General features: G+C 50.9%; 17 protein-coding genes. All 17 read right to left on the reverse strand.

Annotation, left to right across the window (positions count from 1 at the left end; translation table 11 throughout):
* Positions 1–29 precede the first annotated feature (29 nt).
* Entirely contained in the window at positions 30–1,400 is a 1,371-nt protein-coding gene (locus tag QMA09_RS05375; protein WP_290212327.1) for an amidase, read from the reverse strand.
* A gap of 3 nt (positions 1,401–1,403) precedes the next feature.
* Entirely contained in the window at positions 1,404–2,354 is a 951-nt protein-coding gene (locus QMA09_RS05380) for a succinylglutamate desuccinylase/aspartoacylase family protein (protein ID WP_290212328.1), read from the reverse strand.
* Between the two features lie 106 nt (positions 2,355–2,460).
* Entirely contained in the window at positions 2,461–4,092 is a 1,632-nt protein-coding gene (locus QMA09_RS05385) for an ABC transporter substrate-binding protein (RefSeq protein ID WP_290212329.1), read from the reverse strand.
* Positions 4,093–4,183: 91 nt separating this feature from the next.
* On the reverse strand, positions 4,184–4,999 hold the full coding sequence (nikC, locus tag QMA09_RS05390) for a nickel transporter permease (protein ID WP_290212404.1): 816 nt from the start codon (positions 4,997–4,999) through the stop codon (positions 4,184–4,186).
* A 17-nt stretch (positions 5,000–5,016) separates the two neighbouring features.
* Positions 5,017–6,030 carry an ABC transporter permease gene (locus tag QMA09_RS05395; protein WP_135502048.1) on the reverse strand — a complete coding sequence of 338 codons (1,014 nt, stop codon included), beginning with the start codon at positions 6,028–6,030 and terminating at the stop codon, positions 5,017–5,019.
* Between the two features lie 94 nt (positions 6,031–6,124).
* Entirely contained in the window at positions 6,125–7,081 is a 957-nt protein-coding gene (locus QMA09_RS05400) for an ABC transporter ATP-binding protein (protein WP_135502050.1), read from the reverse strand.
* Positions 7,035–8,051, reverse strand: a complete 1,017-nt coding sequence (locus QMA09_RS05405; protein WP_290212330.1) for an ABC transporter ATP-binding protein — start codon at positions 8,049–8,051, stop codon at positions 7,035–7,037. The genes QMA09_RS05400 and QMA09_RS05405 overlap by 47 nt, the downstream gene beginning before the upstream one ends.
* Before the next feature lie 15 nt (positions 8,052–8,066).
* Positions 8,067–8,726, reverse strand: a complete 660-nt coding sequence (locus QMA09_RS05410; protein WP_158290585.1) for a GntR family transcriptional regulator — start codon at positions 8,724–8,726, stop codon at positions 8,067–8,069.
* An 11-nt stretch (positions 8,727–8,737) separates the two neighbouring features.
* Complete coding sequence (locus QMA09_RS05415; RefSeq protein WP_290212331.1) at positions 8,738–9,790, reverse strand: ketopantoate reductase family protein; 1,053 nt, start codon at positions 9,788–9,790, stop codon at positions 8,738–8,740.
* Between the two features lie 11 nt (positions 9,791–9,801).
* The gene (locus tag QMA09_RS05420; protein ID WP_290212332.1) at positions 9,802–10,617 is read right to left on the reverse strand and encodes an SDR family NAD(P)-dependent oxidoreductase; all 816 of its coding nucleotides are present in this window, start codon (positions 10,615–10,617) and stop codon (positions 9,802–9,804) included.
* A 165-nt stretch (positions 10,618–10,782) separates the two neighbouring features.
* On the reverse strand, positions 10,783–11,526 hold the full coding sequence (locus QMA09_RS05425; RefSeq protein ID WP_290212333.1) for an SDR family NAD(P)-dependent oxidoreductase: 744 nt from the start codon (positions 11,524–11,526) through the stop codon (positions 10,783–10,785).
* A gap of 82 nt (positions 11,527–11,608) precedes the next feature.
* Positions 11,609–12,025 carry a DUF1259 domain-containing protein gene (locus tag QMA09_RS05430; RefSeq protein ID WP_290212334.1) on the reverse strand — a complete coding sequence of 139 codons (417 nt, stop codon included), beginning with the start codon at positions 12,023–12,025 and terminating at the stop codon, positions 11,609–11,611.
* A 299-nt stretch (positions 12,026–12,324) separates the two neighbouring features.
* Positions 12,325–14,076 (reverse strand): aminodeoxychorismate synthase component I, encoded by a 1,752-nt coding sequence (pabB, locus tag QMA09_RS05435; protein ID WP_290212335.1) that lies wholly within the window; start codon positions 14,074–14,076, stop codon positions 12,325–12,327.
* On the reverse strand, positions 14,051–14,677 hold the full coding sequence (locus QMA09_RS05440) for an anthranilate synthase component II (RefSeq protein ID WP_290212336.1): 627 nt from the start codon (positions 14,675–14,677) through the stop codon (positions 14,051–14,053). Before QMA09_RS05440 ends, pabB begins: the two co-directional genes overlap by 26 nt.
* A gap of 279 nt (positions 14,678–14,956) precedes the next feature.
* On the reverse strand, positions 14,957–15,313 hold the full coding sequence (locus tag QMA09_RS05445) for an iron chaperone (protein ID WP_290212405.1): 357 nt from the start codon (positions 15,311–15,313) through the stop codon (positions 14,957–14,959).
* A 161-nt stretch (positions 15,314–15,474) separates the two neighbouring features.
* The gene (locus QMA09_RS05450; RefSeq protein ID WP_158290586.1) at positions 15,475–15,630 is read right to left on the reverse strand and encodes a hypothetical protein; all 156 of its coding nucleotides are present in this window, start codon (positions 15,628–15,630) and stop codon (positions 15,475–15,477) included.
* Between the two features lie 49 nt (positions 15,631–15,679).
* Positions 15,680–16,423, reverse strand: a complete 744-nt coding sequence (locus QMA09_RS05455) for an SDR family NAD(P)-dependent oxidoreductase (protein WP_290212337.1) — start codon at positions 16,421–16,423, stop codon at positions 15,680–15,682.
* Between the last annotated feature and the right edge of the window lie 28 nt (positions 16,424–16,451).

Below are 16,451 nucleotides of genomic sequence, written 5' to 3' on the forward strand. Positions count from 1 at the left end.
CTTTCTCACTGCACAATTCGGGCTTTTTCTCAATCAAAGCTGGGCATCCGAGCGCTCTGCATCGTTTCAAGCTGATGCGCGGCGCGCAGCAATTCAATGTCCTGAAAATGCGGGGCGGCCAGCTGCATGCCTACCGGCAAACCATCGGCCGTGAAACCCATATTCACTGACACTGCCGGATGGCCGCTGATGTTGAAAGGTCCCGTGAACAGCATTTCATCTTCTTCGCTGCCGATCACCGGATCTTCCGCAAGGGCGGCAAATGACACCGTGGGCATCAATAACAAGTCGAATGTGTTAAAAAGGGTTGAGACGGCTGATGTGAACCGCTTCAGGTCCCGCTGGCCATTCAAGTAATCAACCGCTTTCGCCTCCATGCCCTGCTCAATCTGACGATACGTCATCGTTGCATACTCCTCTTTCCGGCCAAGCCATTGCTGATGGATCTGCGCCGCTTCCGGCAGCAGCACCGCCATGATCATATCCTCCATGCGTGCCCATCCTTCAATTTCCACCTCATCGATGTGCCAGCCAAGTGAACGGACATGCTGCAGCGTTTCCTTATAGACACGGGCCACGTCAGGCGTGAGTCCGCCGAGAAGGCGCTCCGGCAGAACACCGACGTGTTTAGCATCCAACGCACTGAAATTGCTGATGTCCACTTCACCGGAGCCACCCGTCAATGAATGGGGATCTTGCGGGTCAAAGCCCGCAATCACCTCCAGCACCAGCGCCGCATCAAGCGCATTGCGGGCAATCGGCCCGGCGTGGTCGAGCGACCCGCTTAACGGAAAGACCCCATGGACGCTGACCAGCCCGCGCGTCGGCTTGAGTCCGGCAACCCCGCAATAAGAAGCGGGAATGCGGATCGATCCGCCGGTGTCCGAGCCAAGTGAAAAATAACCGATGCCGCTTGCAACGGCAGCCGCCGAGCCACCGGACGAACCGCCCGACGTTTTCGAAAGGTCCCACGGGTTGTTCGTCTTGCCGAAATCCGGATGGACGATTCCATATGCGAATTCAAGCATATTGGTTTTTCCAAGCATGACGGCACCCGCCGCGTCCAGCTTACTGACCGCAGTCGCACTGTAATCCGGCACAAAATCTCTCAGGATCGGGGAAGCGCACGTAGTACGGATTCCCTCCGTATAAAATAAATCTTTTGCGGAATACGGAATCCCTGCAAGCAGATGGCTTGGCTTGTTCGCCAAAAATGCCTCTTCCGCTTTTTTTGCCTGCCGCAGCGCAGAGTCTTCAGCCACCGTTATAAACGCATTCAATGCCATCCCGATTTTTTCCTGGCGTTCAAAGGACAGTTTCACCACTTCCACCGGGGACACTTGTTTCTGGCGATACAAAGCGGCAAGCTCGATAATTGAAAGGTTCAGCACATTCTCCATAGTTCACGCTCCTATTGCCAGCAAAGGATCGCCGTTATTTATGGCAAGGGAACTGACCAAAAATAACACGACGCCATCCGTATGCGAGCGGATTTCCTGAAGGGTATCGCCGAATTCGTCTGCCAGCCTTCCCAATAGCTGTCCTTTGGCGACTTCTTCCCCCACTCTGATGTGCGGATACCACAGCCCGCGTCTATCGGACCGGTACCAGTCAAAAACAGAGATATAAACCGAGTCAGCTTTCCGAACTTCATCAGCCAGGATTCCCAAAGACGCCAAAACATTGCGGACGCCCCGCTGCAGCATTTCCGAGTCCTGTCCACTCATAATCCCTTGTTGCCCGGCCTCTGCAATGATGGCTGGGATGCCCTGTTCAGCGGCGCATCCATAAGTGGATCCCGGTACTTGGCCGCTGCTGCCGATCACATAGCTGATTTCAAATAACGATGCCATGCCTTTTGAAGTTTCTTGCACTTTCCGATCTTCAGCTGCGTGGTAAATAGTGAACGGCACCAGCGCTTCGATCATATCGCCCCCGTGGAGGTCAATGATGTAATCGACCTTCTTCATCACCGCTTCATTGAGCCAATAAGCGAGCCTTTCCGCATCGCTTCCATGTTGATTTCCAGGAAACATGCGGTTCAGGTTTTTATGGTCTTTTGGGTGGACATAAATGCTGCGGGCATAAAATGCAGCAGGATTTGCAATCGGCAAAACGATTGCCTTTCCTTTCATCTCTTCAGGGTCAAGCGCCGCACCAATCTTTTGAGCCGCGTCGATTGATGTATATTCACAGCCATGGATGCCACCCATAACCAGAACTGTCGGGCCTTCCTGAGAACCGTTGACCAGAAAGACCGGCAGCTTTTCTTCTATAGAGGGCAATTCAAGGTAAGATTTCACTTTTTCCCCTTTCGCAGCAGATACATTCAATACCTTCCATTCTTTCTCCATGTCCGTACTCCCCACCTTATGTGATTTTCTGAACCCTCTGGACCTGCCATTTTTCTAAAAAAGAGGGAGGCAGCTGTTGTGCGACAGCCGCTCCCACCCTCATGCCCTATTCTTCTTTCGTGATCTTGTGGAATGGTACATACCAGGAATTCATCGGATTCAATTCATAGCCTTTGACCCAGCTTCTTAAAGGAGCCTGCAATTTGGGCTGGGCGACAAAGATATACGGAACTTCCTCTGCCATGATATTCTGGATTTCCATGTAGTTGTTTTCACGCAGCGCTTCATCCGTAGAAGTTCTTCCTTCTTCCAGAAGCGCATCGATTTCGCTGTTTTCATAGAACGCCAAGTTGAATCCTGGCCCTTTGCTGGATGAATGGGCGAAGTACCAGAGGTTATAGTCCGGATCCGGATAATCCGGCGTCCAGGAAACCAGGCCGAAATCATGTTTTCCTGTTGTGACTAGATCCAGGAATGTCGGCCAAGCGTACGTTTTGATGTTCAGCGTAACGCCGACTTTCTCTAAATCGGATTGCAGCAGCAATGCCGTGTTGCTGCGCACTTCATTGTCTTCGGAAATGGCAATTTCAAGTTCCAGCCCGCTTTCATGGCCGGCCTCTTTCAGCAATTCTTTCGCTTTGTCCAAATCGTAATCGTAAAGCTTGGCATCGGAATTAAAACCGAACATGCCTTTCGGAACAGCTCCGACGATGCGCTCCGCTTTGCCCAGATAGACGCTTTCCAGCAATGCATCGTAATTGATGCTGTGGGCTATCGCCTGGCGCACACGGACATCGGCAAGCGCGCCTTTTTCCGTATTCATCGGCATGTAATCGATTTGGTAGCCATCCGCTTCCAAAATTTCCACGCCTTCAGTGCCTTCCATCTGCCCCAAAACTTCAGGAGAAATGACAGTATTGTCGATCATGTCGATTTCCCCTTTTTCAAGCATCAAACGTGCAGTGGATGCTTCCGTGATGAAGCGGATATTCACCGTTTCCATCGTCGGAGCTTCTCCCCAATAATCCGGATTCGCTTTCAAGACCAGCGTTTCGCCGCGATCCCAGCTGTCCAGCATGTAAGGGCCTGAACCCATCACTTCTTCTGACAGGAAGCTTTCGCCCAAATCATCGCCATGGTTTTCTTCCAGGGCCGGGTTGATGATATTGCCGAACGCCGTTCCCAATGTGCTGACAAATGGAGCAAAAGGCTCTTTCAACGTAATCTTGATCGTATAGTCATCAATCACTTCGAAGCTGTTTTCATCAATTACTTTGCTGAAAATCCCTGCTGCGGATTTTCCGACATTGATCGCCCGGGTGAATGAATACTGGACCGCTTCCGCCGTCACCGGCGAACCGTCATGGAATTTTGCATTTTCCACCAATTTGAAGGTATACTCCTTGCCGTCATCTGACACTTCCCAGCTTTCTGCGAGCTGCGGCTGAGGCTCTGTCGACGTTCCGTCATACGTCACCAAACGGTCGTACGTCATGTAAATCACGCGGAACGTAGTGTTCGCAGCTGAACCATGCGGATCCAATCCTGGTATGTCCTGGTTGGTCGCAAAATTGAAGACTTCGGCGTCAAAGTTTTCGTTCGATTCGGCGGGTGTCCCTTCAGGCGATGCTGCACCTTCTCCTTCTGTTTCTTCATTGTAATTTTGGCAGCCTGCAAGCACTAACACAGCAATAATAAGGAATAAGAAAAATTTTGGCCATCGAGTTTTAAACTCCACTGTATTTCCCCCTTTAGTTAGTGTGATTGATTTACGGACACAGAAATGAGCAGACAACCTCTATCCCCCTTTCAATAGATTCACGTGCGGCTTAGCGCTGCTTAGGATCCATGACGTCATTCAGACCATCGCCGAGCAGGTTGAATCCGAGTACGGTAAATAAGATTGCCAAGCCCGGGAAAGTTGCCGCCCACCAAGCTTCCCGCAATATTTCGCGGCTATTCGCCAGCATCGCGCCCCATTCAGGCGAAGGCGGCTGTGCACCGAGACCGATGAAACTGAGGCCCGCTGCAGACAAGATGACAAATCCCAGATCAAGGGAAGCCTGAATGGTTGCCGGAGCAATCGAGTTCGGGATTACTTCCTTGAACAGAATCCGGAAAGGGTTCGCCCCGAGCGCCCGGGAAGCCTCAATGAATTCTGAATGCTTGATCGACATCACCGATGACCTGACAATCCGCGTATACCATGGCCACCAGGTGGCGGCGAGTGCGAGCATGACGTTTTCAATTGATGGTCCGAGCGCAGCCGCAATGGACATCGCCAAAATAATGCCGGGAAATGATAGAAAGACATCGGTAATCCGCATGATGACTTGGTCGATGCGGCCGCCTGCATAACCGGCAATCGCACCGAGAATCGTGCCAATCGGAAACGCGATCAGCACCACCAATAGGCCGATGCGAAGCGAAATTCGTGTGCCGTAGATGATGCGGCTGAAAATATCCCTCCCTACTTCATCGGTGCCGAAATAATGCTCTGCACTCGGCGCCTCCAATTTGCTTACGAGATCTACTTCGGTCGGGCTATGCGTCGCAATGGCCGGCGCAAATAATGCTGCTATCAGGATGATCAATACTATGAAGAGCCCGAGCATTGTCAACGGGCTGCTTGTTACTCTTCGCACCAACTCGATCACTCTCCTTAGTTATGTTTCAAACGCGGATCGATGAAAAAATACAAGGTATCAACAATCAAATTGACGATGATGAACATGACCGCTATAAGCAAAGTGACGCCCATGACAGCGGGAAAATCCAAGTAGTTGATGGCGTTGACCGCGTATTGGCCGAGGCCGGGCCACGAAAATACCGCTTCCACGAGGACACTGCCGCCCAGCGCATGGCCGAATGCCATTCCAAGAAGCGTAATGACCGGCATAATGCCGTTGCGAAGCGCATGTCCATAAAGCACCCGGTTCTCCGGGGCCCCTTTTGCAAAAGCCGTCCGGATATAATCGCTCTGGAGAACAGTAAGCATGCTCGACCTCGTCATCCGTGTAATCATCCCGACCGTCACCGCCGCAAGTGTGATGCCCGGCAGAATCATGTGCATGACCGCTGCATAAAGCACGGGCCAATTCCCGGTCAACAGCGCATCGATCGTATACATGCCGGTTATATATTCCGGAGGCGACATGCCGCCGTCCAACCTTCCTGAACCCGGCAGCACGCCCAGTTTCAAATAGAAAAATAGCAGCAGCAGCAAGCCAAGCCAGAATGCAGGCATCGCGACGCCGATCAAAGCGAAGACCCGGGTGAACTGGTCGGCGATCCTGTCTTTCCTGCTGGCGCTGATGACGCCAAATGGGATCCCAACCACCAGCGTGATGAACATCGCGAACATCGTCAGCTCAAATGTGGCAGGTGAATATCTGAGCAGATCCTCCACGACGGGTCGCTGGGAATAAGTACTTTTCCCAAGGTCTCCTTGAAAAATTCCTGCCATGTAATTTCCGTACTGGACATAAAGCGGATCGTTCAGCCCCATGTCTTCCCGCAGCGCTTCGAGCCCTTCCGGAGTAGCTTTCGGGCCTAAGATCAACCGAGCGGGATCTCCCGGGATGGTATTTGAGATAGCGAAAGTCAAGATACTGATGCCGATCAGTATCGGAATCATCAGCAGCAAGCGTTTACCGATAAAGCGCAAGGCGTCCATTAAGCTGTCCCCCTCCATTTCCATTCAAGCTGTTACCATTTCCTCGAGCAAATTGGTGAAACTGTCATCCCTTGTCCAGAAAAGAGCTAGATATTTACACGTGGATGCATGCCGCAAAATGGCCTGGTGCTTTTTCTTCCAGCGGCGGCACAATTTCTGCGCATTCCTTCGTCGCCATCGGGCATCTTGTGTGGAATGTACAGCCACTCGGCGGATTGGACGGGCTTGGCAAATCGCCTTGAAGGATAATGCGGCTTCTTATACGGGTCGGATCCGGAACTGGCAGTGCAGAAAGCAGCGCCTGCGTATAAGGATGCATCGGCGTATCGTAAACCTTTCCGACATCAGCGATTTCAACAACTTTCCCTAGATACATCACCGCTACTTTATCCGAGATATGCTGCACAACGGACAAGTCATGGGAAATGAACATATAGCTGAGATTCATCTCCTGCTGCAATTCGAGCATCAAATTGAGCACCTGCGATTGAACAGAAACATCGAGCGCTGAAACCGGTTCATCGGCGATGATCAATTTCGGATTGAGTGCCAATGCCCGGGCAATCCCGATGCGTTGGCGCTGTCCGCCTGAAAATTCATGGGGATAATTGCTGAGCTGCTCTTTCCGCAAACCGATTTTCCCCGACAAATTCTCGATCAGCTCTTTTCGCTCCCTTTTATCGCCGACGCCGTGGATGATGAGCGGAGCTTCAAGGATTTGGCGCACCGTCCGCCTTGGGTTCAGCGAAGCATAAGGGTCCTGGAAGACGATCTGCATTTCTTTGCGCAATTCCTTCAACCGCTTAGCAGACATGCCTACAATTTCTTCCCCTTCGAACTTAATGCTGCCTTCCGTCGGTTCCACCAAACGCAGGATTGAACGTCCCAGGCTGGATTTGCCGCAGCCGGATTCCCCGACAACACCCAATGTTTTGCCTTCCTCTATTGTGATCGACACGCCATCTACCGCTTTGACGATTGTCTTTTCTCCTAAAAAACCTTTTTTAGTGGTGAAATGCTGTTTCAAGTTGCTTACTTCCAGCAGAGCCATTCGCCGTCCCCTCCTTTTCATCGTAGAGCCAGCAGGCAGTTTGATGATCTTCTTTGATGCGGATCATGGCAGGGGTCACATTTCGGCAGACATCCATTACATGCGGGCAACGGTCGGCAAAACGACAGCCCACCGGCATGCTTCCTGGCGTGGGGACAGTGCCCAGAATCGATCCCAGTTTTTTCTTGCGCTCGCCGAGCTTCGGTATCGATGCCAAGAGCCCTTGCGTATAAGGATGTTTCGGGTTTTGGAATAATTCAATGACCGGCGCCTCTTCGACGATTTTTCCGGCATACATGACCAACACCCGGTCACAAACTTCGGCGACAACGCCCATATCGTGGGTAATCATAATGATGCCCATATTCGTCTGCTGTTTAATTTCGTTCATCAATTCCAAAATCTGGGCCTGGATGGTTACATCCAGCGCCGTTGTCGGCTCGTCACAAATCAATAGCTGTGGCTCACAGGCCATGGCAATCGCTATCATCACCCGTTGCCGCATGCCTCCCGATAACTGGTGCGGATATTCATCGATCAACTCTTCTGCACGCGGCAAACCGACAGCCTTCAGCAATTGCAGCACTCTGCCCCGCCGCTCCTCCTTGCTCTTTTTCGTATGGAGGATAAGCGATTCCTCGATTTGTGTGCCGATTGTTTGCAGCGGGTTCAGTGAAGTCAGCGGATCTTGGAAAATCATCGACATTTGATTGCCTCTGATTTTTTCAAGCCGCCTTTTGGAATAAACGGAAATCAATTTCCCCTGCAGATCCACTTCGCCCGTGAGTCGTGCTTTATCCGGCAGCAACTGCATCAATGACAACGCCGTCATGCTTTTTCCACAGCCCGATTCCCCTACAATCCCTAGAGTTTCACCTTGTTTTACCTGAAAAGAGAGGTCTTCAAGAATCGGTGAATATTTCCCCGCCCGTTTCAGCGACAGTGACATATTTTTTACGTCCAACAGCATACTTCCACCGCCTTTTCAGTCTTGGGTTGATGGCATTTTTGATAAATCCTTCAGCGCCGCTGTGTAATGATCCGAAAATGCTTTTTGGATTTTCTTTTTATTGCGTGTGCGGAGCGCATCCAGCAGCACCCGATGATTTTGCACCACTTGCTCCACCCGCATCGGCACCCGATTGGCTACGGTCAAATACATGACCCCGACTTGGGTATCAAGATGCTTATGGATGCTGATGAGCCGGTTATGCTTGGATGCCGCTACGATTTTGCCATGAAACAGAATGTCGCATTGGACTTGCCGTTCTATATCATGGTCTTCCATCGCCTCCGTAAACTGTTCAATATAGCCTTCCAGTTCACTCATATCCTTGTCCGTCAAATGCGGCAATGCCAATTGCGCCGCTTCCCCTTCCAGCAAGGCGCGCAATGTATAAATTTCAAAGGCATCCTGCTGAGACAAAGTCGCCACGAACGTCCCTTTATTGGTCTCATGTTTGATCAACCCTTCATTTTGCAGAAGCTTTAACGCTTCCCGGATCGGCCCTCTTGAAATACTGAATTTTTCTGCCAGCTGCGCTTGGTTGATCCAACTGCCCGCCTGCAATTCACCGTTCAAGATCATTTTCCTGATGATTTTTGCTACATCGTCCGATAAGGTTCTTTGGTCTGGGATAATCATCTCTTTCACTCCTATAGCCGGCTCGCCCTTGCCGGCAATGTCTCGTAGATCTCCTGCATTTCGTATAAATTTTCCCATCCCATCGGCCTAACGCCGAATTCAATCTCTTTTATGGCTTCAATCAATGCTGCCAGCAGCGGCATTTCGATTCCGTGATTTTGTCCGATTTCCAGAATCGGCACCAATTGGGCATCCACTTCTGTTTTCCGTTTGCGGACAGCTAAATCACGCCATATCCCGCTTTTCTGCTTTTTATTGGCATCCATCCGACCGGCCAGTTTCTCCAGCTGAGCATCCAGCTTTTCCGGGTCCCTTGTTTCACGGGGATAGACCAAAGACGGTTCCCAGTCATCAAAACCGAGCGGCTGCACCCCTTCCCGGTCAGCTGTCTCCAGGATTTCTGCGCATAATTCCATGAGCATGCCGCGCAAATCGCGCCGCCGCACCACTGTGGCCATTGTTTCGTCAACAAGTGCGGTGGCATATAACAAACCTGCATATGACATCTTGCCCCAAAGAAAACCCCAAATATTGTCAGTCACTTCTGCAGGACCCCATACTTGAAGTTTGTCTTTTAATGCCAAGATGCGCGGTGAAATCCGCCCGTCCAATTCGCCCAGGTAAAGGGAAGCAACGCCGCCGTACAGGATTTTTCCCGGTTCGATATAATCTGCCGAGAAATTGACGAAGCAGCCGATTGTGCGTTCGGCTCCGATCATCTTCGAAATCCGCCGTTCGCAAAGTCCATTCTGCAGCGAAACCACTTCAGAAGAAGGGGTCAAAAGAGGCAGCAAAGGCGTCAGCGCTTTTTCTGTGTGATGGGCTTTGACGCACAGGAAAACCGTGCTCAGCGGCTGGCGCCTTTCGATGAGCTGTTCCGGCGTGAAAGCTTCGGCTTTCACTGTAAAGGTTTCTTCAAGCCCTTCAATCGTCAGCCCATCTGAATTGATCTTGTTGACATGCTCTTCAGCGACGTCACAGAATATGACCTCTTCCCCCGCACGCGAAAGGTATGCGCCCAACACTCCCCCGATTGCTCCGGCTCCGATAATCGTAATTGCCATTATGTGCCCTCCTAGAAAAGTTGTAGTCCACCATCGGCCGAAATCACTTGGCCGCTTACATACTGGGAAAAGTCTGATGCGAAAAAGAGAACCGGATGAGCTATGTCTTCCGCTGTGCCCAGTCTTTTGAGTGAAATGGATTCGATCAGATTCTCCTGCTGGGTGCTGTTCATTGCACCCCATTGCCTTTCAGTTGAAGGGTTGGATAAGACAAATCCCGGGGCCACATTGTTGACGGTTATGCCATAGCGCCCCAGTTCCCTCGCCATTTGGCGGGAAAAGCCGATTTGTCCTGCTTTCGCGCTGGTGTAGGCCTGTATGCCGGTCAAACTGCTGCTGCGGCCTGCACCGCTTGAAATATTGACAATTCGGCCGTAGCCTTCTTTTTTCATATGCGGCGCCACCGCCCGCACCATATAAAAAGCCGATTTAAGATTAATATCGATAACCTTTTCCCATTGCTCGTCTGACACCTCTTCAATGGCCTGGTGGACTTGCCCAGCCACGCCGCCGGCAACATTGATGAGAATATCGATTTTACCAAAGCTGGCTGCGGCTTTTTCGACAAAGTTATTTACTGCGCCGGAATCGGTCACGTCGCAAATATATGTATTGATCGATCCAGCTGAAGCGGAGGCGGCGATAGCTCTTTCCACTTCTTCTTTCGTTTCCAAGAGGGAATGCCCAAGAATATCGGCCGCCGCTACGGCTGCTCCCCGGACAGCGAGCTCCCTGCAAATGGCGCGCCCGATTCCATGTGCCGCTCCAGTGACGATTGCGACTCGATTTTCAAAAGTTAACTGTAAACTGTTAACACTTTGATTCATTGCAATCCCTCCCTTGCTGATTTTTTTATAGTATATTCTTATTGTTTTTTATTTGCAATACTATTTTGAATATTTAGATTTAATATTTAAATCACTTACTATTAAGTTCTTGTCGTCTATAAAATAAAAAAAAAAGAGCCCAATCAGGCTCTCTTCATTCTCGTATTATTGCGCTGTATATCCGCCATCGACCAAAATGGTCGTGCCTGTCATAAATTCATTTTCACAAAGGAAGACGATGGCATGGGCGATTTCTTCCGGCTGACCGAGACGGCCGATCGGATGTTTTGCCACCAACGCATCATAGAATTCCGGTCCGAGCGCATCACGGCTGACCATGCCTGACTCGACATAGCCAGGAGCGACTGCGTTGACGCGGATATTCTTGCTGGCGTATTGAAGGGCAAGTGATTTGGTCATCAAATTGACCGCCCCTTTGGAAGCATTATACGCAAATGCGCCGCCTTCCCCGACGCTGCCGAGGATCGAAGAAGTGTTGATGACGACCCCGCCGCCGGTTTTCATCATTTCCCGGACGGCATGTTTGGAACCGAAAAAGACGCTGTCCTGATTAACCGCGATGGTTTTATGGTAATCTTCGTACGTCAGCTCGTGGGTTTCGCCAAGAGAACCGATGCCCGCGTTATTGACCATGATGTCGAGCTGGCCGTATTGGCTGACCGCTTCCGCCACCAAGTTTTGTACAGCTTCTTCCTGGGACACATCCACTTTTAAGAACGAGACGCTGCCGCTGTGCTCTTTCATGTGTTCAACTGCGGCTTTGCCGCCTTCTTCGTTGAAATCAGCCACCAGCACTTTCGCCCCTTTAGCGAGAAACGCTTTTGCGGTTGCCAGCCCGATGCCTGATGCACCGCCTGTCACCACTGCCACTTTGCCTTGTAGATCCATCCAATCTGCCTCCTTATGATTTTAAATTTCTCACCTTCCCATTATAACATTTGTTTTCAGAATATTTGATATTTAATGAGTCTTACATAAAAAATACTTCCCGGTCTACTTGGTTCAAGGATTGCAACGCAGTGGCAAGCCGTTCTGCAAAATGCTGCGGCGGCTCTTTCGATTCCAGGTGTACACAAATCAGGTTCGGGTTTTCTTCCAGCCATTGTGAATAGTCCGTCGGCATCGGAATCGGATGGCTCCGCAGGATTTTTAGAAAATTTGTGAATTCTTCCGGCAGCAAGCAGATTTCCGCCTTATTGACTGCTGTACCATCTTCCTTCAAATGCTTGAACGAAATATTCAGATCCAATTTGCAAGTAAAACAATGCTGATTGGATTGTATTTGAAGCGTCCGTTCTTTCCTGACCAGGCAGCAATCCAGTTCGATTTCCGTCTCCGCGTCCAATAAATGCCCCACTTTTTCCGCAATCTCTTCGATGCGCTGCATATTGATCCACCCTTTCATTGTCTTGTGCAAAAATTTCAGCAGCAGTTTTGAAAATAAAAAAACGCCAAAAAGAATGCTTACATTCTTCTTGGCGCTGTTCCCGGCACTATCGTCCGGAACATTCAACCACTTTATATGAAAATCATTTTATAGGCCGCTTGATATCATCTGCAAATAAAGATATGTCCCTCTAACCGAAGAATACACAATCGCAGATAAAAAGTAAAGCTAATATACCTAATTAACTATACATGGAAATATCGTTTATTTGACTTTGGATTGATTTTTATACTACTTTATTACGTTTCCACTGATATTTCAAGGTCAATTTTCACCCAGCCGCGAACGCCATTGATGAACCAGATTGCGTCCCATTCTGCGAGGCTGTCTTTGCGGATAATGCGCTCTTCAATGTCGTCGTTGTCGAGCAGCTGCTGCCGGAACGTGCCGGCAAGCAGCCCGCTTTCAACCGGCGGCGTGAAAAAACGGTGGTCCTTTTCGACAACCAGATTACCAATGGTGAACTCCGTGAGCTCGCCGGTTTCATTCCATAAGAGGGCGGTGAACTCCGTGCCGGCATCCTGCTGGGCCTCGTCGTAAACTTTGCGGTGCGTCGTCTTATGGAAAAGGAACGGATTGGACGAATCAACCGGCTCCTTGGCAAGCACTGCTTTCAGACGGCCTGCAGCCGGCTGCACCGGCTGGGCTTCGGCAACGGCATCGCCCGCTCTGTCCACAAGCAGCCGGACTTTATAAAGGCCTTGCGGATGAGCCGCGGCACACGCCGCCAGCCTCTGCTCCACTATGGACAGATCTGCTGGGAAATCAAAGTATTTGGCGGATGCCTCCAACCGGTTGAGATGGTAGGGCAAGAGCGGGAAAACGCCATCTTCAAGTTTCAGCGACTCCAGCAGGCTGAACTCCGGCCTCTCAGCTGTCAGCACTTTTGCTTTGGCGTATAATTCTTCGAATTCCCCTTCGGAAGTCGAATCCCACGTGATGCCGCCCCCGACACCGTATTGCGCAGTCCCTTTTTCCGCATCCACGACGACTGTGCGGATCGGTACACTGAACACCGCATTTTTTTCAGGGGTAATAAAACCGATTGCCCCGCAATACACTTCGCGCGGCGATTGTTCAAGCGCGGCGATAAATTGCATCGTGCTGATTTTTGGCGCTCCGGTTATCGAACCGCACGGAAACAGCGCACGGAACCAGTCAAACACTGTAAGTCCCGGAACGAGGTCCGCTTCAATGGTCGACGTCAGCTGAAGAACCGTCGGATAATCCTCCACTTCAAACAGCTTGGAAGCCTGGACCGTACCGCTTTCGGCAAGCCGGCTCATGTCATTGCGCAGCAGATCGACAATCATCAGATTCTCCGCCCGCTCTTTTTCTGAAGCGAGCAATTGCTGTGCCTTCGCTCGGTCTTCAGCCAAATTGCGCCCTCTCGCCGCCGTTCCTTTCATCGGTTTTGTCGTCAACCGGCCATCCTGCACACGGAAGAACAGCTCCGGGGAAGCCGACAAAATGCGGTAGCGGCCCAAATTCAAATAAGCGCCGTATCCTGCCTGCTGATTGCGGGCAAGCTGGCGATAAAATGACCGGTCGCTGCCGCTGAACGACGCATGGAGCCTCTCCGTGTAGTTGACTTGGTATGTGTGCCCTTCTTCAATAGCAGTTTTAATATCGGCAATGCCTTTTTTGTATTGGTCTTCTGAACTCGCCATCCGCCAAGAGGAAACCCGGTAAGGCTCCGCTGGCGGCTCCGGTTCTGGCGCTTTCGGCTGCCGGAAAATACCGAACCAAATGAGCGGCATTTCTGCACCCGCCTTTACTTGCATTTCCGCTTGAAATGCCGGCGCCGCTTCGTAGGACACATAACCCGCTGCGTAAAAACCTTGCGCCAGCGCTTTTTCGATTTCCTCCATGATGCCCGGAATGTCTTGCAACTCGTGGGTTTGCAGCACCTTTACAGGCTCCGTAAAGACGATTGGCTCTATGTTCCCTTCAGTATTGCGAAACTCATACACTAGGTGAGGGTTGTACATTTTCCGCACCTCCTTGTTTTGCCGATTTCCAGGCAAGCGCTTCGTCATAGCAGTTTTTCAGCATCGCAAAACCATCCGCCGTCAAAATCGATTCCGGATGGAACTGGATGCCGGCGACCGGCAAGTTCCGATGCTGCACCGCCATCACGACACCGTCTTCACTGAGCGCTGTGATGTTCAGGCAGGACGGCATCGACTCTTTGTCTGCAATCAGCGAATGGTAGCGCGTCACTTTCGCCGGCGAAGGGATGCCGGCAAACAAGCCGCTTCCGTCATGCGTGATGAGCGACACTTTGCCGTGCATCGGCTGCTGCCCTTTGATGATGCGTCCGCCGAAATGTTCGACAAGTGTCTGGTGCCCCAGGCATACTCCAAGAATGGGGATGATTCCGCTCAGCGATTCCAACGCTTCGCGCGTGGCACCTTGCTGAACCGGGCGCCCCGGCCCCGGCGACAGCACCAAAAGATCCGGCGCCATCTCTTTCAGCTGCGCCGCGTCCGTTTGGCCATTTTGGAAAACCCGCACATCCTGATCGAACTGGCGGAAATAATGGACAAGATTATATGTGAATGAATCGTGGTTATCGATGACGACAATCATGGCGCACCTCATTTTTCTATAGTTCACGTGCTTTTATTATACCTGCTTCGAAATAGTAAGAGAATTATTATTGTCGAACTGCTGGGAATGCGGGATACGGCTTGGTGCAAGTAAGCTACCCATTGCCGCAAGTATTTTTGATTTGCTGCAAGTAAATCCTGTTTGCTGCAAGTATTCACGTTTTGCCGCAAGCAAATTCTGTATTCTGCAAACAAATCTCGTATTCTGCAAACAAAAAGGCCAGCTGTATTTACAGCTGGCCTGCTTCACTTCGTACCGTCATTTCTTCCCTTTTTCAAGGTTTTCAGCCACTCGAAACCGGATAATCCGTCGGATCAAGTCATACGGCATCGGCTGGTCGAGTGGAAACTGGACCGATCCTTTCCCTTGTTTGTACGGGGCGAGCTCTTGCTGAAAGGCTGTAATGCCGCTTGGCACAGGATAAAACCCGATGTGGTTCTTGAATGCTGCAAAATGCACCAGATTGCCGTTCAGCATAAATGTCGGCAGTTGATAGCTGATGGTCTCTTTGGCTTCCGGCGCTTCTTCCTGGATGACGCGCCGCAGCGTCTGCAAAATTTCCTGTACGTCTGCTGGTGCTTGCCGGATGTACTCGTCGATCGTCTCGATACCCATACGTTCTCCTTTCCTGACGCTGGATTTTTGGATCTTTCTTGTTTTCATTCTCACCCTTTTTCCCGATTCTTCTGGACCGATGCTTGCTGCAAGTAAAGCCGCTCCGCCAAGAAAAAGAGCAGTCAGCTCTCTAAGGGCTGCCTGCTTGTCATCGCGAAACTTCAATCGTCGTCATCGTCTTCCTCTTCTTCATTGCCATCCATTTGCTCCGAGTCGTTGTTTTCTTCATCTGAATCACCGCCGTTGCCGCAAGCTGCTAGCATACTGACGGACAGCAATGCCGCTGCACCGACTTTCCACCATTTGTCGATTGCCATAAACTCGTCCTCCCTTCAGAAATTTCGTTGCTACTAGTTCTTTACCCATTTACTGCGCTGTGTATCCGCCATCAACCATGATTGTCGCCCCTGTGACAAACTCGTTTTCACACAGGAAGACGATGGCATGAGCGACTTCTTCCGGCTGCCCTAAGCGGCCGATCGGGTGCTTCGCTACAGCTTTTTCATAAGCCTCCGGACTTAAGGTACTGCGATTCGACATCGCTGTTTCAATATAGCCCGGGCTAACCGCGTTTACTCGAATGTTTTTGTCCGCGTATTGAAGAGCCAACGATTTTGTCATCAAATTCACCGCCCCTTTCGAAGCGCTGACCGCAAAAGCACGCGCTTCTCCTACAGTGCCCAAGATCGATGCTGTGTTGACGATGGCACCGCCTCCCGTTTTCAGCATTTCGCGGATGGCGTGTTTCGAACCGAAGAACACGCCGTCCTGGTTAACCGCAATGACTTTCCGGTAATCCTCATACGAAAGCAGATGCGTTTCACTGAGCGCGCGAACTCCGGCATTATTGACCATAATATCAATCCGCCCAAAAGCTTCGATTGTTCTCGATATGAGGTTTGCGACGGAATCTTCCTGCGCGGCATCGAATTCAATAAATTCCACTTCTGCTCCGGTATCCTGAAGTTCCTTTGCAGCAGACCGCCCGCCTTCTGCATGAATATCAGCGACAACAACTTTAGCGCCTTTTGCCACGAGCGCTTTTGCAGTCGCCAAACCAATCCCGGACGCCGCGCCGGTGACGACGGCCACCTTTCCTGCTATGTCCATTTCAATCCCTCCTTCGTTTATGTTCTTC

It is taken from the genome of Planococcus sp. APC 3906 (genome assembly GCF_030407685.1).
GTDB classification, from domain to species: Bacteria; Bacillota; Bacilli; order Bacillales_A; family Planococcaceae; genus Planococcus; species Planococcus koreensis.